The organism is Rhizobium sp. GW821-FHT14E12 (assembly GCF_058803745.1).
Map to the genome: position 1 here is coordinate 270,921 of NZ_JBXAPH010000008.1, position 22,180 is coordinate 293,100.

At 60.6% G+C, this 22,180-nt stretch carries 21 protein-coding genes; 13 read left to right on the forward strand and 8 right to left on the reverse strand.

Translation table 11 applies throughout. The features are described from left to right. Positions 1-335: 335 nt before the first annotated feature. The 5 genes from cyoA to AC1RO0_RS25400 all read left to right on the forward strand — a co-directional run bounded on the left by cyoA (position 336) and on the right by AC1RO0_RS25400 (position 5,409). Positions 336-1,463: a ubiquinol oxidase subunit II gene (cyoA, locus tag AC1RO0_RS25380; RefSeq protein ID WP_498595346.1), complete on the forward strand. Its 1,128-nt coding sequence runs from the start codon at positions 336-338 to the stop codon at positions 1,461-1,463. A gap of 47 nt (positions 1,464-1,510) precedes the next feature. After that, a complete protein-coding gene (gene cyoB, locus AC1RO0_RS25385) occupies positions 1,511-3,514 on the forward strand; it encodes a cytochrome o ubiquinol oxidase subunit I (RefSeq protein ID WP_498595347.1) in 2,004 nt (667 codons plus the stop codon). 5 nt (positions 3,515-3,519) lie between these two features. Further along, positions 3,520-4,149 (forward strand): cytochrome o ubiquinol oxidase subunit III, encoded by a 630-nt coding sequence (cyoC, locus tag AC1RO0_RS25390; RefSeq protein WP_498595348.1) that lies wholly within the window; start codon positions 3,520-3,522, stop codon positions 4,147-4,149. Continuing rightward, the gene (gene cyoD, locus AC1RO0_RS25395; RefSeq protein WP_498595349.1) at positions 4,146-4,550 is read left to right on the forward strand and encodes a cytochrome o ubiquinol oxidase subunit IV; all 405 of its coding nucleotides are present in this window, start codon (positions 4,146-4,148) and stop codon (positions 4,548-4,550) included. The genes cyoC and cyoD overlap by 4 nt, the downstream gene beginning before the upstream one ends. 94 nt (positions 4,551-4,644) lie before the next feature. Then, positions 4,645-5,409, forward strand: coding sequence for an SURF1 family protein (locus AC1RO0_RS25400; RefSeq protein ID WP_498595350.1), 765 nt, complete (start codon positions 4,645-4,647; stop codon positions 5,407-5,409). A gap of 3 nt (positions 5,410-5,412) precedes the next feature. Here AC1RO0_RS25400 and AC1RO0_RS25405 read toward each other — a convergent pair whose 3' ends face one another. Continuing rightward, complete coding sequence (locus AC1RO0_RS25405) at positions 5,413-5,979, reverse strand: histidine phosphatase family protein (RefSeq protein ID WP_498595351.1); 567 nt, start codon at positions 5,977-5,979, stop codon at positions 5,413-5,415. A gap of 239 nt (positions 5,980-6,218) precedes the next feature. Between AC1RO0_RS25405 and AC1RO0_RS25410 the strand changes: the two genes are divergently transcribed. Genes AC1RO0_RS25410 through AC1RO0_RS25420 form a run of 3 tightly spaced genes read left to right on the forward strand, consistent with a single transcriptional unit; the run spans position 6,219 to position 7,848 of the window. Then, the gene (locus AC1RO0_RS25410; protein WP_007703100.1) at positions 6,219-6,428 is read left to right on the forward strand and encodes a CbtB domain-containing protein; all 210 of its coding nucleotides are present in this window, start codon (positions 6,219-6,221) and stop codon (positions 6,426-6,428) included. A 12-nt stretch (positions 6,429-6,440) separates the two neighbouring features. Continuing rightward, positions 6,441-7,181: a CbtA family protein gene (locus AC1RO0_RS25415; RefSeq protein ID WP_498595352.1), complete on the forward strand. Its 741-nt coding sequence runs from the start codon at positions 6,441-6,443 to the stop codon at positions 7,179-7,181. Position 7,182: 1 nt separating this feature from the next. Continuing rightward, complete coding sequence (locus AC1RO0_RS25420) at positions 7,183-7,848, forward strand: hypothetical protein (protein WP_498595353.1); 666 nt, start codon at positions 7,183-7,185, stop codon at positions 7,846-7,848. A 41-nt stretch (positions 7,849-7,889) separates the two neighbouring features. Here the strand turns inward: AC1RO0_RS25420 and AC1RO0_RS25425 are convergent, their stop codons facing one another. Continuing rightward, complete coding sequence (locus AC1RO0_RS25425; protein ID WP_498595354.1) at positions 7,890-8,216, reverse strand: GCG_CRPN prefix-to-repeats domain-containing protein; 327 nt, start codon at positions 8,214-8,216, stop codon at positions 7,890-7,892. 281 nt (positions 8,217-8,497) lie between these two features. Here AC1RO0_RS25425 and AC1RO0_RS25430 point away from each other — a divergent pair, with 281 nt between their 5' ends. After that, a complete protein-coding gene (locus AC1RO0_RS25430) occupies positions 8,498-10,105 on the forward strand; it encodes an inorganic phosphate transporter (RefSeq protein WP_034519786.1) in 1,608 nt (535 codons plus the stop codon). A 184-nt stretch (positions 10,106-10,289) separates the two neighbouring features. Here AC1RO0_RS25430 and AC1RO0_RS25435 read toward each other — a convergent pair whose 3' ends face one another. From AC1RO0_RS25435 to AC1RO0_RS25455, 5 genes are all read right to left on the reverse strand, one after another. Further along, positions 10,290-10,796, reverse strand: a complete 507-nt coding sequence (locus AC1RO0_RS25435; RefSeq protein ID WP_498595355.1) for a Ros/MucR family transcriptional regulator — start codon at positions 10,794-10,796, stop codon at positions 10,290-10,292. A gap of 61 nt (positions 10,797-10,857) precedes the next feature. After that, positions 10,858-11,451, reverse strand: coding sequence for a helix-turn-helix domain-containing protein (locus AC1RO0_RS25440; RefSeq protein ID WP_498595356.1), 594 nt, complete (start codon positions 11,449-11,451; stop codon positions 10,858-10,860). Then, positions 11,448-12,335 (reverse strand): EAL domain-containing protein, encoded by an 888-nt coding sequence (locus AC1RO0_RS25445; protein WP_498595357.1) that lies wholly within the window; start codon positions 12,333-12,335, stop codon positions 11,448-11,450. Before AC1RO0_RS25445 ends, AC1RO0_RS25440 begins: the two co-directional genes overlap by 4 nt. A gap of 236 nt (positions 12,336-12,571) precedes the next feature. Then, positions 12,572-13,438 (reverse strand): sugar phosphate isomerase/epimerase family protein, encoded by an 867-nt coding sequence (locus AC1RO0_RS25450; RefSeq protein ID WP_498595358.1) that lies wholly within the window; start codon positions 13,436-13,438, stop codon positions 12,572-12,574. A 231-nt stretch (positions 13,439-13,669) separates the two neighbouring features. Next, on the reverse strand, positions 13,670-15,547 hold the full coding sequence (locus tag AC1RO0_RS25455; protein WP_498595359.1) for an adenine deaminase: 1,878 nt from the start codon (positions 15,545-15,547) through the stop codon (positions 13,670-13,672). Between the two features lie 272 nt (positions 15,548-15,819). Here AC1RO0_RS25455 and AC1RO0_RS25460 point away from each other — a divergent pair, with 272 nt between their 5' ends. From AC1RO0_RS25460 to AC1RO0_RS25475, 4 genes are read left to right on the forward strand one after another with little or no spacing between them, the layout of a single operon-like run. Beyond that, positions 15,820-16,860, forward strand: coding sequence for an ABC transporter substrate-binding protein (locus AC1RO0_RS25460; RefSeq protein WP_498595360.1), 1,041 nt, complete (start codon positions 15,820-15,822; stop codon positions 16,858-16,860). Between the two features lie 25 nt (positions 16,861-16,885). Continuing rightward, a complete protein-coding gene (locus tag AC1RO0_RS25465) occupies positions 16,886-17,710 on the forward strand; it encodes an ABC transporter permease (RefSeq protein WP_498595361.1) in 825 nt (274 codons plus the stop codon). A 2-nt stretch (positions 17,711-17,712) separates the two neighbouring features. After that, a complete protein-coding gene (locus tag AC1RO0_RS25470; protein WP_498595362.1) occupies positions 17,713-18,501 on the forward strand; it encodes an ABC transporter permease in 789 nt (262 codons plus the stop codon). 6 nt (positions 18,502-18,507) lie between these two features. Then, positions 18,508-19,566, forward strand: coding sequence for an ABC transporter ATP-binding protein (locus AC1RO0_RS25475; RefSeq protein WP_498595363.1), 1,059 nt, complete (start codon positions 18,508-18,510; stop codon positions 19,564-19,566). A gap of 141 nt (positions 19,567-19,707) precedes the next feature. On the opposite strand, the gene AC1RO0_RS25480 is transcribed toward AC1RO0_RS25475, so the two are convergent. Further along, the gene (locus AC1RO0_RS25480; RefSeq protein ID WP_498595364.1) at positions 19,708-21,651 is read right to left on the reverse strand and encodes a methyl-accepting chemotaxis protein; all 1,944 of its coding nucleotides are present in this window, start codon (positions 21,649-21,651) and stop codon (positions 19,708-19,710) included. Positions 21,652-22,180 lie beyond the last annotated feature (529 nt).

Genomic DNA, 22,180 nt, shown 5'->3' on the forward strand with positions numbered 1-22,180 from the left:
AAATGTTGATCAAACGTGCGAACTTATCAAGTGTCGGGCATGAAATAATTCGCAAATTAGCCGTTGAATCGGGCCAATTCGACTTTCGCTGCCGCAATGCCGGGTTGACGTGCCACAATCGGTAGCCATTTTCGCCGATCCGGGTATATTGGCGCCGATAAAAGCTACGGACCGTTGGAAAACCTTCTAGATTTCTCAGGGTTTTCCCGATAGGTGAGACCGCGCCCAATACCGCATTGCACCCGCATTTGCTGCGGTGCGACGAAACACCTCATATCGTTCATGACCTCCGTCCTTTAGCTGCGGTAGGGTCGAAACAAAAAGAGCTTTAAGACGTGCTAAGACTATCGAAGATTTTCAGCCGCTTATTTGTCCTCCCGCTATTCTTGCTGCTTTCGGGCTGCAATCTGGTGGTGATGGCTCCCTCCGGCGACATCGCCGTGCAGCAACGCGACCTCATCGTCGTCTCGACCGTCCTGATGCTGATCATCATCATACCGGTGATCTTCCTCACGCTGTTCTTCGCCTGGAAATATCGCCAGTCGAACACGGCGGCGACCTATGATCCCGAATGGCATCATTCGACCCGTCTGGAACTGGTGATCTGGTCGGCGCCGCTGGCCATCATTATCGCGCTTGGCGCGGTAACCTGGATCAGCACCCACCAGCTGGATCCCTACCGGCCGCTCGACCGCATCGCGGCCGGAAAGCCGGTCGCCGAGAACGTCAAGCCGCTGACCGTCGAAGTGGTCGCGCTCGACTGGAAATGGCTGTTCTTCTACCCCGACCTCGGCATCGCCACGGTCAACGAACTGGCCGCCCCGGTCGATACGCCGATCAACTTCAAGATCACGGCATCCGCGGTGATGAACTCCTTCTTCGTGCCGGCGCTTGCTGGCCAGATCTATGCCATGCCGGGCATGGAGACGAAGCTGCATGCGGTCATCAACCATCCGGGCGAATATCAGGGCCTGTCCGCCAATTACAGCGGCGCCGGCTTCTCGCATATGCGCTTCAAGTTCCATGGTTTCTCCCAGGCCGATTTCGACCAGTGGGTCGCAAAGGCCAAGAGCCAGGGCTCGGCGCTCGGCCGTCCGGAATATCTGGCGCTCGCCAAGCCGAGCGAACGGGAGCCCGTTCGCTACTATAACGCCGTCGACAAGGATCTCTACGAGGCCATCCTCAACATGTGCGCCGATCCGAGCAAGATGTGCATGAGCGAAATGATGCATATCGACGCCAAGGGCGGCGCCGGCAAGGACAGCCAGGAAAACCGTGAGCGTCTGATCCATGACAACCGCGATGCGGATCATGCGGATGTCACACCGGTGAGGGCTGACGCTCCTGCGGCCCACTCGATGCAGCATGGCGACAATTCCATGCCGGGCATGGACATGGGCGACGGTTCATCTTCGAATTCGTCGACCGGTTCCTCGCAGCCGGCGCAGCACCAGGATCATTGATCCGCGTGCGCTCAGTAACAAGTTATCTATAAGGACAGAGGCGATCCATGTTTTCCAACCCGGACCTCTATAAATTCATCTTCGGTCGGCTGACGCTTGACGCTATCCCCTATCACGAGCCGATCCTCGTCCTGACCTTCACCGGCGTCGCGATCGGCGGCATCGCTCTCCTGAGCGTGCTCACCTATTTCCGCCTGTGGGGTTATCTCTGGAAGGAATGGTTCACCAGTATCGATCACAAGAAGATCGGTATCATGTACATCATCCTGGCGCTGATCATGCTGCTGCGCGGCTTTTCAGATGCGCTCATGATGCGCGCCCAGCAGGCGCTCGCCTTCAACGGCTCGGAAGGTTACCTGCCGCCGCACCATTACGACCAGGTCTTCACCGCCCATGGCGTGATCATGATCTTCTTCGTGGCGATGCCGATGGTGACGGGTCTGATGAACTTCGTCGTGCCGCTGCAGATCGGCGCGCGCGACGTGTCCTTCCCGTTCCTCAACAACTTCTCCTTCTGGATGACGACGGCCGGCGCGATCATCATCATGATCTCGCTGTTCATCGGCGAATTCGCCCGCACCGGCTGGCTCGCCTATCCGCCGCTGTCGGGTAGCTCCTATAGTCCCGGCGTCGGCGTCGACTATTATATCTGGGGCCTGCAGGTCGCCGGTATCGGCACGCTTCTATCGGGCATCAACCTGGTGGCCACCATCGTCAAGATGCGCGCGCCGGGCATGACCATGATGAAAATGCCGATCTTCACCTGGACCGCGCTCTGCACCAACGTGCTGATCGTCGCCGCCTTCCCGGTCTTGACGGCCGTTCTTGCCCTGCTGTCGCTCGACCGCTACGCCGGCACGAACTTCTTCACGAACGACCTCGGCGGCAATCCGATGATGTATGTCAACCTCATCTGGATCTGGGGCCACCCGGAAGTCTACATCCTGATCCTGCCGGCCTTCGGCGTGTTCTCGGAAGTCGTTGCCACCTTCTCCAGCAAGCGCCTGTTCGGCTACGCCTCGATGGTCTACGCCACCGTGGTCATCACCATCCTGTCGTACCTGGTCTGGTTGCATCACTTCTTCACCATGGGTTCGGGCGCCAGCGTCAACTCCTTCTTCGGCATCACGACGATGATCATCTCGATCCCGACGGGCGCCAAGCTGTTCAACTGGCTCTTCACGATGTATCGCGGGCGTATCCGCTTTGAAGTGCCGATGCTGTGGACCGTGGCCTTCATGGTCACCTTCACCATCGGCGGCATGACCGGCGTCATGCTCGCGGTTCCGCCGGCCGACTTCGTGCTGCACAACTCGCTGTTCCTGATCGCCCACTTCCACAACGTCATCATCGGCGGCGTGCTGTTCGGGATGTTCGCGGGCATCGCCTACTGGTTCCCGAAGGCTTTCGGCTTCAAGCTCGATCCTTTCTGGGGCAAGATGTCCTTCTGGTTCTGGGTCGTCGGCTTCTACTTCGCCTTCATGCCGCTCTACGTGCTCGGCCTGATGGGCGTTACCCGCCGCGTCTCGCAGTTCGATGATCCCTCGCTGCAGATCTACTTCATCATTGCCGCACTCGGCGCCGTGATGATCGCCATCGGCATCGCCTCCTTCCTGATCCAGCTCGTCGTCAGCTTCATCAAGCGCGAAGAGCTTCGCGATCACACCGGCGACCCCTGGAATGGTCGTACGCTGGAATGGTCGACCTCGTCGCCGCCGCCGGAATATAATTTCGCGCTGACGCCGATCGTTTACGACCATGATGCGTGGTGGGACATGAAGAACCGCGGCCACAAGCGTCCGACCGAAGGCTTCATCCCGATCCATATGCCGAAGAGCACCGGCACCGGTATTATCCTCGGCGTTCTCTCCATCGCCTTCGCATTCGGCATGATCTGGTACATGTGGTGGCTCGCCGCCATCACCTTCGCCGCCATGATCGTCGTGACGATTGGCCATACCTTCAACTATAAGCGCGACTTCTACATTCCCGCCGACGAGGTCGTGAAGACCGAGAACGAGCGTACGAAGCTGCTCGCAGGACAGGTATAAGACCTATGACGACCCATACCTCACACGCTCTCAAGGACGGCGAGACCCCCGCATTCTATTTGGCGGAGGAGCATCATCCCGAAGGCAGCACCATGCTGGGCTTCTGGATCTACATCATGAGCGACTGCCTGATCTTCGCAGTCCTCTTCGCCACCTATGCCGTCCTCGGCCATAACTACGCGGCCGGCCCGTCGCCGGCCGACCTGTTCGAGCTGCCGCTCGTCGCCCTCAACACGGCGATGCTGCTGTTCTCCTCCATCACCTATGGCTTCGCCATGCTGGCGATGGAGAAAGGCAACAAGTCGGGAACGATGATGTGGCTGGCGATCACCGGCCTGTTCGGCGCAGCCTTCATCTATTTCGAACTCTACGAGTTCTATCACCTGATCCTCGAAGGCGCCGGCCCGCAGCGCAGTGCTTTCCTGTCGGCCTTCTTCGCGCTGGTCGGCACGCACGGCCTGCACGTCACCGTCGGTATCGTCTGGCTGATCACGCTGATGGTACAGGTAAGCCAGCACGGCCTGATCCCCGAGAACAAGCGTCGCCTGATGTGCCTGTCGATGTTCTGGCACTTCCTCGACGTCGTCTGGATCGGCGTCTTTTCCTTCGTCTACCTCATGGGAGTTCTCGGATGAGCTCGAACGCCAATCATTCGCATCATTCCGCAGACGCCCACGGCCATGACCACCATGGCGGCCACGAGGCCAGCCACGGCACGTTCAAGAGCTACATGACGGGCTTCGTGCTCTCCGTCATCCTGACCGCCATTCCCTTCTGGCTGGTCATGGGCAAGGTCTTTGCCGATCCGGTCGTCACAGCAGCCCTGATTATGGTCTTCGGTGCCATCCAGATCATCGTGCACATGATCTACTTCCTGCACATGAACACCAAGTCCGAAGGCGGCTGGAACATGATGGCGTTGATCTTCACCATCGTTCTGGTGATCATCGCTCTCTCCGGCTCGCTCTGGGTCATGCACCATCTCAATGCCAACATGATGGTCATGTCGCCCGAGATGATGCGCAACATGCCGTAATGACAAAGCGGCGGGCATCCCCGAGGGATGCCCGCCGCTCTCCGGCGTGATGTTTCCGCCGGCTTTTTTCGCGCCTCCGATGGAGTTTTGCGCCTTGACCGATATCCCGACTGATTCCCTTTCCGAAAAACCACGCTCGACGCTGACGCTCGCCATCTGGGTGATCCTGCTGCTGCTTTTGACCGCCCTGCTCATCGGGCTCGGCACCTGGCAGGTGCAGCGGCTGTCCTGGAAGCTCAACCTGATCGCCCGCGTCGATGCTCGCGTGCATGCGCCGCCCGTCGCCGCCCCCGGCCCGGCGGAATGGTCCGCCATCGATGCCGCCGGCTATGAATACAAGCGTGTCCAGGCGACCGGCACCTTCCTCAACGACAAGGAAACGCAGGTCTATGCCTCGACCGTGCTCGGCCCCGGCTACTGGGTGCTGACGCCGATGCGAGAGACGGACGGTACCGTCATCGTCATCAATCGCGGCTTCGTGCCGACCGCCAAGCGCAATCCGGACACCCGTCCCGCCGGAGAACTCGGCGGCGAAACCACCGTCACCGGCCTGCTGCGGATCAACGAGCCGAAGGGCACGCTGCTGCGCTCCAACGTGCCGGCCGAAGAGCGCTGGTATTCGCGCGACGTGACCGCGATCGCCGAGGTGCGCGACCTCAAGAATGTCGCGCCCTATTTCATCGATGCGGACGATACGAGAAATCCCGGCGACTTGCCGGTCGGCGGCCTGACGCAGATCGCCTTCCACAACAGCCACCTGGTCTATGCCATCACCTGGTACGGGCTTTCCCTGATGACGCTCGGTCTTGCCGGTTATCTCATCCGTTTCGAACGGCAGCGGGCCAAAGCCCGCCGCTGATCGTTATCGTGTGACGTTCGGGAAACGCAGCTGCCAGCGACGGCCGTCGCTGGTCATCTCCACAATACCGAGCGGCTCGACATCGATCGCCCAGAAGGCCGAAGGCGGCGCTTGCAGCGCATGCAGGATGGCGGCGCGGATGACGGTCGCATGCGTGACCGCGACGGTGTGGCCGCCATCACCGATATGGCCCTGCATCCAGCCGCCGACACGCGCAAGGACCGAGGACAGTGCCTCGCCGCCATGCGGCGCCGCATCCAGATCCAGCATCCAGAGCGCCAGGGCTTCCGGATCGCTGTTGTTGAGGTCGGCGATGCTCTTGCCCTGCCAGCGGCCGTAGTCGCATTCCCGGAAGGCAGGTTCGGTGACGCCATCAAGCCCCAGCGCCGCAGCCGTCTGGCGAGACCTGAGCGCGGGACTGGACCAGGCCCGGTCCACCGATCCGAGCTGCTCGGCAAGGATCCGGGCCTGCTGCGCGGCCTTGGCCTCCAGCGGCTCGTCGGCCGGAAAACGGCTATTGCGATTGGCCTCGGTCGGCCCGTGGCAAACCCAGCTCAGATGCGCTCTCATAATATTGGATTTCCCCGAGCCGGATGCGCCGCAACCACCCTGGCGGGCAGAGGGCGCGTTGATTGACAATCGTCTTTGCAGCCAGATATAAACCTAGACTTACGGGTGTGGAAGCCGGTGAAATCCCGGCGCGGTCGCGCCACTGTAATCGACGGGCGGATACCGCCCCCAGAGAGCCAGACCCTTCCCGTAAAAAACCCTTCCGCAAATGGAACGCGCTTTTCTGAAGAGGGAATGAAATGTCTGACACCGCATTCGCACCATCCGCGATCCCGACGCCGATACCGCTCGGCCAAATCCTGCCCTGGGCGATCTTCGCCGGTCTTCTGATGCTGTTGGCGATCTACTTCGTCGGCGCCGAAGAAGGCGCGACATCGCTGATCTCGGGCATGTATGTGCACGAATTCGTGCATGACGCCCGTCATCTGCTCGGTTTCCCCTGCCACTAAGGGATCAGGAACATGGTTGGACGTCTTTTGCTCCGCGGCATGCTGGTCGGAGCGCTCGCTGGTATTCTCATTTTTGTCTACGCCCGCATCTTTGGTGAGCCGCTCGTCGATTGGGCGATCGGCTTTGAGGAGAAGGCCGCGCAAGCGGCCGGGGAAGCATCCGAGCCGGAAATCGTCAGCCGCGCCACACAGGCCGGCGTCGGTCTCCTCATCGGCAGCCTGATCTATGCAACGGCAGTGGGCGGCCTCTTCGCCCTGGTCTTCGCCTTCGTCTATGGCCGCATCAGCCCGCTCGGCGCGCGCGGTACGGCCGCATTGCTCGCCATCGCGGCGTTCGTGGCGATTTCGCTGGTTCCCGACCTCAAATATCCGGCCAATCCGCCGGCCGTCGGCAACCCCGATACGATCGGCGCCCGGACCGAACTGTTCTTCATCATGATCGTGGCTTCCATCGTCGGCATGATCGTCGCGGTGGGGTTCGGCCGCCGGCTTGTCGCGCGTTACGGCGCATGGAACGGCGCGATCCTTGCCGGCATCGGCTATTTCGTCTTCATCGCGCTGATCCAGTATCTGCTGCCGCCGATCAACGAGGTGCCGGAGCAGTTCTCGGCCATCGTTCTCTGGCAGTTCCGGATCACGTCGCTCGGGATGCACGCCATCCTGTGGACGACACTCGGCCTTGCCTTCGGGGCATGGGCCGAGCGCGATCTGCCGCAGGTTCGCTACGGCAGCACGGCTCTGCGCCGGGCCTGAGATGACACGCTCAACGCATCCCGCGCATGGTTCTGTGCGCGGGAAATGCCTGATGGGCGGTGGCGCGTTGCTCTGGCTGATCTGTTTGATGGCACTGGGCTGGCCGATATCGGTGGCCGCTCATGGCGGCGGCTCGTCGGGGAGCCACGCCGGCATTCCGATACCGAGCCTGACGCATGGCGAAATGGCCGTGATCGATCCCTATTATGGGCGCATCGTCGCGCTTGCCGCCGCGGCAACGGATACCGACGAGACCTTCCGTCGTGTCCTGAATTTCGCGCAGATCCAGCGCAGCTATTGCCTCTGGGGCGTGATGCCGGGAGGCATCAGCGATGAGGAAAGCCCTTTCAACGAATGTTCGCACGCCTATCTCGCCGCCGCCAAGGCGGTGCTGCTGCGGATGCGGACGATGAAGGACGAAATGGTTGCCGCCGGCGATCTGGTCTCGGAGATCGACACTGTTCTCGTGCGCAACAATCTGTCGCTCATTCTTTGCCGGTTCAGTGGCGAAAGTTTCAACACGGCCGATCTCATCCGGCCAAGGCTCTCGGACATCGTCTTGCATGCCAAAAGCCTGATGACGATCCTGCTGGTGCTGCTGGCAGCCGTTGCCGGGATGTGGTGGACCGCGCGTATTCTGCGGACAAAACCGCTTACGGCAGAATAGGCGATACCCCGCCGTGACTTGACGGCGGGGTATCTGGTTTCTTACCAATCCCGGCGGCGTTCACGCCAGCCGTCGCGTTCCCAGCGATCGCGATGGGGACGGTGGCCATACCAGCCACGCGGCGGTGGCGGCCGATCATATCCCCAGCCGTAGCCGCGCGGCGGCCCCCAGCGGTTCGGTCGGCATTCGCCCCAACGCGTCAGGTGCCAGCCGCGGCCGCAGGCATAGTCGACCTTGACCACCGGCGCCTCGGCCACTGTCCGGGCAACGGCGGGGATGGCCCCGGCGGCGGGAACGGGCATTGCTTCTGCCGAGGATACGGCCAGTCCACCGAGCACGGCAGCAATGGCAATTACAGACAATCTCATCTTGATAGACCCCTAGTCCAAGTCCCTTACACGCCAATTTAAAGCCCTAAGAGCTGAACGTCGGCTGAACCGAACAAGGCGTTTTCGCGGCGAAATCAGGATGCTGAACGGGAAATTGCAGTACCTTCCGCATATATTATCGCTTAACGAGTATCGCGCTTTCGATGAGTTGCACTTGCGCGCGCGGCCAGCCAGTGCGGGAAGATCTCCGCATGCGTCACGAGAGGTTCATCAACCGCGCTTAAACGGGAAATGTTATTCGCCATAGGGGAGTGCGTGAGATGGTCGATGTCGCTTCAAGCAATGCGGAGGGTGGCAATGCCAATCATCCTATTCACGGCGCGGGCGGTTCCGCCAAGTGGTTTCTGCCGCTCTTCGGCGTGGTCGTGCTCGGCGGTCTTGGCTATGTCGGCTATGCCCTCGGCAATGATCTGGCCGAAGCCGCGACTGTCCCATGGATTCTGCTCGGCCTGGCGCTGCTGATCGCGCTCGGCTTCGAATTCGTCAATGGCTTCCACGATACGGCCAACGCGGTCGCCACGGTCATCTACACCCGCTCGATGCCGGCCGAATTTGCCGTCATCTGGTCGGGCTTCTTCAATTTTCTCGGCGTGCTGACCTCTTCCGGCGCCGTCGCTTTCGGTATTCTGGCGCTGTTGCCCGTCGAATTGATTCTGCAGGTCGGCTCCGGCTCCGGTCTCGCCATGGTCTTCGCGCTGTTGATCGCCGCAATCGTCTGGAACCTCGGCACCTGGTATCTCGGTCTGCCGGCATCGAGTTCTCATACGCTTGTCGGCTCGATCATCGGTGTCGGCCTTGCCAATCAGTTCCTTGCGCCCGCGGGCTCCGCCACCAGTGGCGTCGACTGGTCGCAGGCGAGCAGTGTCGGCCTGTCGCTGCTGCTGTCGCCGCTGATCGGCTTCGGTCTGGCTGCCCTGCTGCTCCTGGTCTCCAAGGCGCTGATCCGCAACAAGGCGCTCTACGAAGCGCCGAAGGGCAATGCGCCGCCGCCGCTGTGGATTCGCACATTGTTGATCTTCACCTGCACCGGCGTCAGCTTCGCCCATGGCTCCAATGACGGCCAGAAGGGCATGGGCCTGATCATGCTCATTCTGATCGGCCTGGTGCCAACTGCTTTTGCGCTTAACCGCACGCCCGACATCAACTATCTCGAAGCCTACAAGGCCGCCTCCACGCAGGTCGAGGCCGTGCTTGGCAAATATGTGAAGCCTGGTGTCGCTGCGCCGGCCGATCCGAAGGCTGCCGTCAGCGACGCGGTGAAGAACAAGACCTGGACCGACGCCACGACGCCGGCGTTGCAGGCCTATATCCATGCCACCGGCATCGAGATCGCGTCCTATCCTTCGGTCGAGAAGCTGCCGAACGGCCTCGTCGGCAACGTCCGCAATGATATCTACCTGATCGGCGAAGCCTTGAAGCTGATCGACAAGCGCAAGCTGCTGCCGATGGGTGCGGATGATCTGAAGGCGGTGACGCAATATCACGCCGCCGTCGACAACGCGACGAAGTTCATCCCGCTCTGGGTGAAGGTCGCCGTCGCGCTGGCGCTCGGCCTCGGCACCATGGTGGGCTGGAAGCGCATCGTCGTCACCGTCGGCGAGAAGATCGGCAAGACGCACCTTACCTACGGCCAGGGTGCTGCCGCCGAAGTCGTCGCCATGCTGACGATCGGTGCCGCCGATCATCTCGGCCTGCCGGTGTCCACCACGCATGTCCTGTCCTCGGGCGTCGCCGGCACCATGGCCGCCAACGGCTCCGGACTGCAATGGTCCACTGTTCGCAACATGCTGATGGCCTGGATCCTGACGCTGCCAGCCTCGATCGCGCTTGCCTTCACACTCTTCATCGTGCTTCGCCAGGTGTTCTGACCGGCGGCCGCCAGATCGTGGCGGCTTGAAGCAGTGCACACCGTAAAAAAGATAATGGCGCCCCCTCGTAGGGCGCCATTATCCTTGTCGCTTTCCATCGGCACCGGGACGACCGCAACGTCACCTGCAATGGAAAGCACACAATCCGGTTTGAAAATCCGTACGGACTTTCGCGGTCTCCGCGCTAGCGGACGCTATCCTTCTTGTTGCCATTGGCACCAAGGCCAGAGAGCTTGGCGAGTTCCGAGCGGCGGTTGGCATAATTCTGCGCCACCATCGGATAGGTCGGAGCAAGACCCCATTTCTGGCGATATTCCTCGGGCGTCATGCCATAGTGAACGCGCAGATGGCGCTTCAGCGTCTTGAAGCGTTTACCGTCCTCAAGGCAGATGATGTAGTCGTTCGTCACCGATTTCTTAAGATCGACAGCCGGCACCGGCTTTGTCCGCTCCACCGAAGGCGCTGCCCCGTCCAGGGCCTGCAGCGCCTCGTGCACATCGGTGATCAGCTTGGAGAGACTGCCGATGGGGACGGTGTTGTGGCTGACATAGGCCGAAACAATCTTGACGCAGCCATCGGACAGGCTGCCTGCCTGAGGTTGGGCCAGGTCTTTTTTGCTGCTGAAAGCGTCCATGATCGTTTCCCGAATGTCGTTTGGTCCGGCGTGCTTCGCCTCGCGTGATTGCGTCATGTCATCATCCATGTCTTCGTCTGCGGGCTGGGATTGCCCGCTATATTGAGAATGTCCGCGCTCATCGCCGATCCCTTTCCGCCGGGGGTGCAACACCGATTGCGCCCTTGGAAAAATCCTTTGCGGTGTCCGGAAAATAGACGGCCAGTTTGCGGCAGAGTGCCGTGAGGGAGATGCCGAGCATGAAGGCGGCATGGGTGAGATTGCCGCTACAGTGACGGAGTGTCTGCAGGATGAGCTTGCGCTCGACATCTTCCATGGTCTGGCCGACAAGAATGCCGACGGCGCTGTCGATCGTGCGCGGCACAAGGTCATCGTCGCCGGCCGAAAGATGCGCGACGATCTCGTCGATCAGTCGCTCCTCGCTCGCCGTCGCCAAAACGATACCGGCTGCGCGGTCGAGCTCGCAAAAGACATAAAGACCGTTTTCGGCGTCGATCGTCACCCGCGCGGAGATACTGCCCGATCCGGCACGAATGGCGATATGCGGATCGCTCCCGCGCAGGAGCGCAACCGGCGGCATGATGCCGGCACCGGAAAACAGTTCCCGCAATTCCTCGAACAGGACGTCGAGCCGCGCCTGCGCCTGGACGCCACGCGCCGTCATGGCGGTGGAGAAACCATAATCCCGCGCGAAGGAAGGGCGCTTCATCATTCAACCCCCCGCAAGCTAAATTTGCTCTTTTCCTGCCGAAGTCGCGGCAACCAGGCTGGCCTCGACAGCAGGAAGCCCTGCACATGCGTCGCGCCAGCCGCGCGCGCCGCCTCGAACTGCGCCTCTGTCTCTATGCCCTCGACCACCACCACCGGCGCAATGCAGGAGGCAAAACCGACCATGTGATACAGGCTGTCGTGTCCATCGCGGCCTGGCCTGTTGTCGCGAACGAAGGACGCATCGATCTTGACGATATCGGCCGAGACCTGCAGCAGGTTCGCCGGCGTTGCGAAGCCGACACCGAAATCATCAATCGCGATGCGGCAGCCGAGCGCGCGGATCATCTTCAGCCGTTCAATAGCGGCGCCGACAAGCGGATGCGTTTCGATGACTTCGATCACGAGCCGCGATGTCAGCTCGGGATGACGGGTGATTCGGCCGAAGATATCGGCGAATCGATCTGAAGCGGATAGATTGGCCGCGGTCAGGTTGCAGCCAAGTATAAGCGTCGTGTCCGCCGCCAGCGCGGACAAAACCATGTCCAGAATCCTGTGGTCGAGATCAAACCCGTCGTCCAATAGCGACACGAAGCTGCCCGCCGTGTGAACGACACCCTCTGCATCCGTCACGCGCGCCAGGCTCTCGGCATAAAGAATGTCGGCGATGTTCTCGATTTTATGGATCCGCTGTACGGCAAAGCTCAGGCCACCGCCAGCAATCGCCTTTAAAATCAGGGCGTTATGGGTACTATCGCTCTGCTTCCTCCTAGCGGGCATCAAGCCTCCGATGGCTGAAGGATCGGCAGAGGGCGGAAATTCGATAGGGAGACCCGGCGCCTTGAAACGGCGCAAGCGCGTGCGGAGCGTGGGATTCGTGGCGCCCAAAATCCGTCTTTCTCATCTCCCAGACACCCTCCAACCCCCATGGGGTTCCCCTGCAACGAGCCGGAAATATTGCACTGAAAACGATAATCAACCCAAGACGGACAGCGTCTTTAATATTTAGCGTTACTTTATGCTAATACACTAATAAAGCAACTCTTGCAAACATTCAATTATAGCGGGTTTTCCTTGTTATTGATTCAATTGCCGTGAAAATTGGCAAACGGCGCGCGACGAATCTAGCGCGCGGAACCACTTGAAAGCCGGCCGTCCGGATTGGACCGCGGCCACCAGTCTGTCTTCCGCGCCTCCTGAAGCGCCAGATCCAGTGGCGGAAGCTGCGCATGCCAGAGCCGCTCCCATTCCAGGCTCATGACGCCGTCATAGCGATCGGCGGCAAGCACGGAGAGGAGAGACGCCATCGGAAATTCGCCGGTGCCCGGAAGCGCATAGCTATAGGACAGTTTCCCGCTCGGCTGCGAGACGCTGTCCTTGACGTGGAGGTGGCGCGTATTGTGGCGCACCTGCTTCCAGGTCTCCACCGGATCCTGCCCGCCCTTGCGCCATGTATGATGGGTATCCCAGATCAGGGCGCAATCGGGCGCCGCTTCCAGAAAACGGCCGATAGTCTCTGGCCGCACCAGGATATCATGCGTCTCCACCACCATATCAGCCGCAAAGCCCTCGCGGCGGGCCGTCTCGCGCCACCAGTCCAGCGTCGATAAAGCCTCGGCGAGCTCTCCGGTATCGCCCGTGGTGCCGCCATCGAAAACGCGCAGCGACTTGATGCCCGCCGCTTCCGCCCAGGGAAGATAGCGCAGGAACGCCTCCTTCGCCTCCGGCGTGGCACCGACAAGGCGCAGCGACGTGTTGAGAGCGCAGACGGCGATAGGAGAGAGATCGAGTGCCTGGGCCAGACCTGCCGGCGTGCCGAACCGTTCGGTGAAATAGGCCGACAGATCGATCGTGCCGCCAAGCGCGCGAATCTCGATCGCATCGAGGCCATGGTGTGCCGCCAGGGCAAGCGCCTCATCCAGTTCCAGCTCCGCACATCCCAATGTGGAAAATGCCAGCGTCATCCTCTGGGGTTTGAGATTGTCGGTCACCAAAGCCTCCTCCGCTTGGTTCCTCGATAGGGGCAGGCAACACGGACCGAGGCAGTGCCTGACGTTCAGACATACCGACTCAGCCACGGCATTAGTAACCAAACGGATAATTACGGGATAGGCCTCGAGCGTCAAGCCATTAGCGGCAATGACAATGGAACCACCGCTCTATCGGATCATCATAGAAGCCGGCTCGAGGAGAGATATTCCATTACAATATTTGGATATCCCTCACCAGACGATCGGATGCGTCTCTCCGGTCGCGACATTGACGAAGCCCTCTGGCGCCCTTTCGGACGGCGCGACCAGAACCCAGCGCCACGGCGCGCAGGTGAGCGTCGCGAAAGAAAGGCGTTCCGGAAAACCCGGCCACCAGCGCGGCGAGAAGGTCGGTTCGTACATCCAGTCGATTTCGGCGCCAGCTTTATAAAGCGCCTGCATTTCCGCATCCAGCTCCTCCGCCGGGCGCGCCGTCATCAGGCCACCGACCTCGTAATGAACGCGGGCGACGACCTTGCCGCCGAAAACCAGCACCCAGCCACCCTGCTGTTCGGCGAGCGCATTGGCGACCATCGCCATTGCCGCGTCGGAAGAGCCGACGACCCAGATATTATGCTTGTCATGGCCGAGCGTGGCGCCAAGCGCCGTGTCGGGCGTACGCGGTCCAGTGCCGAGCCAGAACATACGCGCGACCTTGGCCTCGCCGGAGAAGCGGTCGACGATCGCAAACTTGGTGACGTTGCGGTCATGGTCTCGCTGAACAGCGCCATCCACAACCGGAAGATCCGTGGTGATGAAATCATCGGCCCAATGGAAGGGACGAAGGAGCGCCGCCTTTGCCGTCGGCGCATCCGAGGGTGCCGCGATCCGGAAATCCTCCGGCAGGACGGTTCTGTCGATCTTCACCGTCTTCGTCGCCCAATCCGGCCAGGCGATTTCGGGGCGAACGCCGACAAAGCTCTTGCCCTCCGAAGCCGGACGGCCATCCGCCCAGACCTTGGCGATCGACAGCGTCTCGACATCATCCAGCAGCACGATATCGGCAAAACGGCCGGGCGCAATCGAGCCGACCCAGGGCGTCAACCGCATGTGCCGCGCCGGATTGATCGTCACGCATTGAATGGCGATTTCTGGCGCCAGCCCGTTTTCGATGGCAAGCCGGACATTGTAATCTGTCGCTCCCATCTTCAGCGTATCCGAGGCGCTGCGGTCATCCGTCACAAAGGCGATCTGCGACCAGTCGGACAGCCCCTTGTCGATCAATCCCTTGATCACCTCCGGCAGCGAATGCGGCCGAAGCTCGATGAAAAGGCCGTGGGTCAGCTTCTCCCAGATCTCCTCCAGGAACCAGCCTTCGTGATCCGAGGCAAGGCCCGCGCCGGCAAAGGCATTGATCGAGGCGAGATCGCGCAAGCCAGCGCCATGGCCTTCGACGACGCCGCGCTGCTCGAAAGTGGCGCGGATCATGCCCCATAGACGATCGTAAGCCGGATTCTCCGGATTGCTGACCGACGGCCAATCCATCACCTCGTCGAGCCCGGCCACCATCAGGCTCTCGGAAAGAAACGCCTTCTGCTCGTCATAGCCGAAATGACCACCGCCCCATTCGTAGGCGGTTGGCGGCACGGCGGAGCCGGGCAGCGGGAAGATCTTCATCGGCGATCCGCGCCGGCGCGCCTCCAGCCAGAATTCCAGATTGCGCGGACCGTTGACGTTGGAAAACTCGTGGCTTGCCTCGCAAGTCCAGGTGACGCCATGCGGCATGACCAATGCCGCCTCCCATTCCGGCGTCAGATGCGAGCTCTCAATATGCTTGTGCGCCTCGCCGAAACCGGGAACGGCGGCGATATTTGGTTCCCACACACGCTCGCCAACTTCTCCCGTATAACTGCCGGCGGGGCCGACATAGGCGATCCGCCGTCCCTTGATCACGATCTCCTGGTCCTCAAGCCAGCTGCGGCTATGGACATCCAGAAGCCGGCCAACCCTCAGCAACCTGTCGGCAGGACGCCGGCCGAGCGCCGTGAGTGTCAGATCCTGTCGGATAAGCACTTCGTCGGCCGCGTTGATGAGCAGATCGTCGGGAAGATTTTTGGGCAAGGATGCCATCGGAAGAATGCCTGCGAGAAATTCGGTAAGTCGACCGTAGAACCGACGACAGAATGTGTAAAGCGCATGGCCAAAATTGCGCAAAAGCTGAATCATCTCAGCGATTTGCAAACGGGCATAGGCAAGATCTTACTACCCATCCCGCGCGCGACAAAGATTTACAGAAAACGACGTTTTGCTCAATTGTTAGGCTTGTAAAGCCCATGCTCGAAAAATAGTATTCCGCCAGCCAGACACCCCACCCGATTTCACTGACCATAAGGATTTCGACCATGAAAGGCCTCACCCTGTCCCGCGTCGCGGGCCTCGCCCTCCTCGCGGCGACCACCGTCGCGCTGCCGGTTTGCGCCCAGGCGACGACGCTGACCATCTCCTGGTGGGGCTACAACGGCGAGAAGATGAAGGCCAACATCATTGAGCCTTTCAAGAAAATCTGCGGCTGCGATGTGGTCTTCGAAACCGGCAACAATGCCGACCGCCTCAACAAGCTGAAGCTTCGCGGTGGCAAGGGTGTCGACGTCATTTACCTGACCGACAGCTATTCGCAGATCGGCATTCAGCAGGGGCTGTTTCAGGAAGTCGACCGCGCCAAGCTTCCGAACATCTACGATCTCTACGATCTCGCCAAGGCGCCACAGGGCAATTACGGCCCGGCCTATACGATCGGCCGCGTCGGCATCGTCTACGACAAGGCGAAGGTCAATCCGCCGATTACCTCCTGGAACGACCTCTGGCGCGACGATCTGAAATCCGCCGTGACGCTGCCGGGCATCACCACCACCGCCGGCCCGCTGACGGTTCTGGAAGCCGGTAAACATGCCGGCGCCGATGCCTATGAGGATACCGACAAGGCTTTTGCGGCGATCACCGCGCTGAAGCCGAATGTCGTCAAGAATTACAATACCGGCTCCGAACTGGTGAACCTGATCTCCACCGGCGAGGCCAAGGTGGCGCTGGCGCAGGACTTCACGCTGGCCTCGATGCAATCAGCCGTTCCGACCATGACCTGGGCCAGCCTCAAGGAAGGCGACATGGCGACGCTTAACACCGTCAACATTCCGAAGGGCTCTGAGAATGTTGAGCTGGCGCATCAGTTCATCAACTTCATCCTCTCCAAGGATGTCCAGCAGGCCGAAGCCGCGCAGGGCGTCGATGCGCCGGTCTCCACCAAGGTCGTATTGACGCCGGACCAGGCGAAACTCTGGACCTACGGCGCCGACATGATCGCCAAGCTCGGCCGCATCGATTATGCCAAGCTGAACGCCGCTCAGTCGGACTGGATCGATCGCTGGAATGAAATCTTCGGCATGTGATGGCCTGCCCAGCGGAATTTGACGGATGAAGCATCTTGCAAAATGGGGTTTGGCGGCGCCGGCGATGGTCGCCGTCGTGCTCTTCCTGGTCGTCCCGGTGGTCATCACGATCGCCGCGACCTTCATGGAGCCGAAGGGCATCTTCTCGCCCTATGTCGCCTTCTTCAACAGCGGCTTTCGCCGCACCGTGCTCTATCGGACGATCGAGATTGCCCTCATCACCACGGTGATCTCGCTGTTCGTCGGCTTCATCGCCGCCTATGTCATCGCCCAGATGCCGGGCCGGGCGAAGAGCGTGATGATCATCGCCGCCGTCTTTCCGCTCCTGACCGGCGTCGTCGTGCGCTCCTTCGCCTGGCTGATCATTCTCGGCAAGAACGGCATCCTCAACACGGCCCTGCTGTCGGTCGGCGTCATCAGCGAGCCGCTTTCGATGCTTTATACAGAGGGCTCGGTGATCGTCGCCATGGTCTATCTCTTCGTGCCGCTGATGATCCTCACCCTCGTCGGCGTGCTCGAGGGCATTCCGCAGGACCTGATCCAGGCGGCGACATCGCTGGGCGCAACACCGATCGGGACCTTTCGCCAGGTCATCCTGCCGCTTGCCACTCCCGGCCTTATCGTCGGCGCCGTGCTGGTCTTCACCGGGAGCTTCACCTCCTATGCCACCCCGCAGCTTCTCGGCGGCGAAAAGCAGATGACGATGGGCACCTTCCTTTACCAGCGCGCCATGGTGACCTTCGACTGGGTCGGCGCCTCCACCATCGCCGCGATCATGGTCGTCGTGACGATCGGTATCGTCCTGATCATGAGCCGCATCGCCCGCCGCCTCAATCCGATGACGGTGTGACCATGGCGCATCGTGTCCACCCCCTGCTGATCGCCTTTACCGTCTGTGTCTTCTTCTTCCTGCTGGCGCCGCTCGTCATCATCATCGGCTCGGCCTTCAGCGACACCAGCTATTTGACCTTCCCGCCGCAGGGCCTGACGCTGCGCTGGTTCTGGAACATCTTCGAGATCGAGGCATTCCGCACCACCGCGATCACCAGTTTCGAACTGGCTTTCCTGGGCACAGGCCTGTCGCTGCTGATGGGCATTCCCGCAGCCTACGCCATCAGCCGCTACCGGCTGGAGCTGCCGAGCTGGCTTTCGACGCTGTTCATCCTGCCGATCCTCGTGCCCGAGATCGTCTTCGGCTTCTCGCTGATGAAGTCGATCACCATCGGCCTCGATCTGCCGATTTTCGCGAGCCTTCTGATCGGCCATGCGCTGCTTGTCCTGCCCTATTCCGTGCGGGTGGTGAGCGCCAGCCTCGCCAGCTTCGATTTCTCCATCGAGGAAGCGGCGATCAGCCTCGGCTGCCCGCCGGTAAAGACCTTCTTGACGGTCGTGCTGCCGAATATCCGCGCCGGCGTCATCGCCGCCTTCATCCTTGCCTTCATCACCTCGATCAATGATGTCTCCGTCTCGGTCTTCCTGACCGGACCGGGCATATCCACGCTTCCCATCCAGATCCTTGCCCATATGGAACAGTTCTTCGATCCGACGATCGCCTCGGTGTCCGTGCTTCTGATGCTGGTCACCGTCGGCGTCATGGCGATCGTCGAAGCGACACTGGGTCTCACCTTCCTGACAAAGTAGCCGCCCGTGACCGTATCGCTTTCCATTGAGACCATCACCGCCCATTACGGCAATACCGCCGTGTTGCAGGATCTGTCGCTATCCATCGCCGCCGGCGAACTCGTCTCGCTGCTCGGCTCCAGCGGTTGCGGCAAGACCACGACGCTGCGCCTCGTCGCCGGATTCCTGCAACCGACGAGCGGCACGATCCGCCTTGGCGATCACGACCTGACACGGCTTCCGGCGCATGCCCGAAATATCGGCCTGGTGTTCCAAAACTACGCGCTGTTTCCACATATGACCGTCCTCGACAACGTCGCCTTCGGTCTGAAGCAGCGGAGCATTGCCGCTGCGGCGCGTTCGAAGAAGGCGGGAGACATGCTGGAGCGCGTCGGGCTCTCGGGCCTTGGCGACCGGCTTCCCTCTGCCCTTTCCGGCGGACAGAAGCAGCGCGTGGCGCTTGCCCGCGCCCTCGTCATCGAGCCGCCACTGTTGATGTTCGATGAACCGCTTTCCAATCTCGACGCCAAGCTCAGGATCGACATGCGCGTCGAAATCCGCCAGCTGCAGCGCGCCAACGGCACCACCTCCCTCTACGTCACCCACGATCAGGAGGAAGCCTTCTCGATTTCGGATCGCGTCGCCATCATGAATGCCGGCCGCATCATGCAGCTCGATACGCCGGAAGTGCTCTATCAGAAACCGGCCAACACCTTCGTCGCCCGCTTTGTCGGCTTTGAGAACCTGCTGGCGATGCGGGTTGTCGAACGCAACGGCCCATCCGTGACCGCAGAAGCCAAGGGCGGCGCCAGGATCGCACTTTCGCAGGACGATTACGGCGAGATCCCCGACGACTTCATCCTTGCCTGCCGCGCCGACGGCCTTGCGGTTCGCCGCGATGGAGCGGGCCTTCCCGCGGTTCTGGGAACAAGAACCTATCTCGGCCGTGCCTATCAATATCAGTGCACGACGTCAGCCGGCGATATCGTCGCCAACGGGGCTTTGACGGAACCCATGGCTGCGGGAAGCGAGGCCGTGCTCGTGCCGATGCCGGAGCAATGCTGCGTTCTGGCACCGGAGCAATAGACGGCTGGGATTTGTGCGCCAGATTGTTGGAACACAAAGGACAATAGTGACGGACAGAGGCAGCAGGCTGGCGATCAGAGCTACCATGATAAGTTGCCCTTCCCGATAGCAATCGGCACGCTGCCTATCCTTTGCGCAGCCTCAAAATTCTTCCCATTCGTTTTGGGCGTTGGCGACAGCCAATGCGGCATTCCCTGTGGCTGCAACCCGCCTGGGCTGCGGTTTTGATACACCGCTACTCTGCCAGGCTGGTGCAGCCATGGCCCGTGCCGTCTGCCGAAGTGCTGTGGATTGTGCGGAGGCCATAGCCTGCAGTTTGAACTGGGACACCAGATCGCGAAGCTTGGCCGCCTCCATGGCGAGGCTCGCCGAGGCCGCGGTCGATTGCTCGACCATGGCCGCGTTCTGCTGTGTCGTTTGGTCCATCGAATTAACGGCGGTGTTGACTTCGGCAAGTCCGGTGGACTGTTCCTTTGCGGATGTCGCAATCGCGTTCATATGCTGGTTGATCTCTGCGATCTGCTCACCGATCGTCTTCAACGACGCGCCGGTGTCCATGACGAGCTTGACGCCGCTTTCAACCTCCGAAGACGATTTCTGAATCAGCCCCTTGATTTCCTTGGCCGCCTGCGCCGAACGCTGCGCCAGCTCACGCACTTCCTGGGCGACGACTGCGAAACCCTTGCCTGCTTCGCCAGCACGCGCAGCCTCGACCCCGGCATTCAGCGCCAGAAGGTTGGTCTGGAAAGCAATCTCGTCGATCACCCCGATGATGCTGGAAATCTGCTGCGAAGACGCTTCAATGCGACGCATCGCTTCCTCGGCATGCGATACGACTTCGGCGGACTTTGCGGCGCTGCGATTGGCTTGCGTCGCCGCGGTGCGGGCCTCCTCCGTGCGGCTGCTCGAGCTTGAGACATTGGCGGTGATCTGGTCGAGGGCCGCTGCCGTTTCCTCAAGCGAAGCCGCCTGTTGCTCGGTGCGCTTGGAAAGATCGTTGGCCGCGGAGGAAATCTCCCGCGTGCCATCATCGATCGCTGCGATACCGGTCGAGATTGCGCCAAGCGCGTCTCCGAGCTGCTTGACCGAACTGTTAAAGTCCTGTCGAAGCGCTTCGAAGTCCGGCGAGAACGGTTCGTGAAGCTGGAATGCAAGGTCGCCATCAGCAAGCCGCTTCAACCCGGCTGCAAGACCAGACGTCGCGGCGCGAAGTCGCTCCGCTGCCTCTTCGTCTGCCTGCCTTCTGGCGGCGATCCGGTCGGCTTCGGCTTGTGTTCTGGCGGCCTCGGCGTCCAGCTCGAGTTTCCTGTTGGCGATTGCCGCCTGCCGGAAGACTTCGACGGCCGATCCCATGGTGCCGATCTCATCCGAGCGGCCGATAGCCGTAGAGGCGATATCGGTGTTGCCATCGGCCAGTGCCTGCATGTCGTTGGACAGCATAAGGATCGGCTTGGTGACGGTCTTGCGCGTAAGCCAATAGAGGCTGAAAGAAAATAGCGCGGCCAGGGCCAGAAGAGCCTTCATGAGCGTATCGACAAGCGCCTGCATATCCGCGCTGCGTTTGGTGGTCGCTTCCGATACCGAGCTTATCTGTTCTCCGGCCTGTTCCATGGCCGTTTCAAGAGCGGAAAACTGCTTCATGAAGTCGGGCAGCGACTTCAGCGCGGCCGTTTGATCCTTCGCCGCGAGATCGACCATCTTCGTGGCGCTATCGATATAGGTAAGAAGCGGCGCTTCGATCTTTGCCAGGACATCCTGCGTGGTCCTATCGGTTGCTAGCTTTTTGTTCGCGGCGATCATGTCACGGAACGACGTCTCATGTTCCGCCAGATCCGCTTTCACCGCATCGGCGCCTATTCCCGCCGCCGGATTGGCCGCCAGCAGCGACGCCAGCACGTCTGCGCGAAGCGCGTCGTGCATCATGTCCGCCTGCATGTGGTTGCGAAGCACCTGCGATGAACGGGCAACCTCGGCATTGTTCTGCGCCAAGGTTGTCGCCGACCACAGCCCGACGCCTGTGGCGCCCCCGGCCAAAGCGAAAATCGCCACACTTGCAACGATAATCTTATGCTGAATCAATGCCATGCCCGGATCCTCCGCCAATATCCAATGCTAAAATTAACCAAACAATGTTAATTAATCATCAAACATAAATTTCGGAGATTTGATCATTGTCAGTACGAAACCTGCATGTCTTGATTTTCAATATTGATGATGAGCAGTCGAAACAAAGTATCTTCATTGCGATCCGCTCATATATCTTGATTAAGACTTTGAATCTGCGTCGTATATCCTCGGCTACACGGTGGCGTCGACAGACATATATAAAGCAATTCTTTCTGACGCATTCCTTATTTGTACAAGGTGCCGCTGACAACGGATGAAATCCGATGGCGAGAGCTGCAGTCCCCAGTCCGTTCGAAACGCTACCCTAAAACGGGCGAAAGTCCCGGTTGGTGCGGGTTTTGCTGTCTCTTGTTATGTTGGGGAGGTTATCCTGGTTCGCTATTTGGTCCGAGGAGCTACGCTTAGGAGCGAGCGGCATGCTTTGCGCCAGCGATAGGGTCTTGGCGATGGATTGCCTCTGAACGCCGAACGGCCTGTGGGCAAGGGG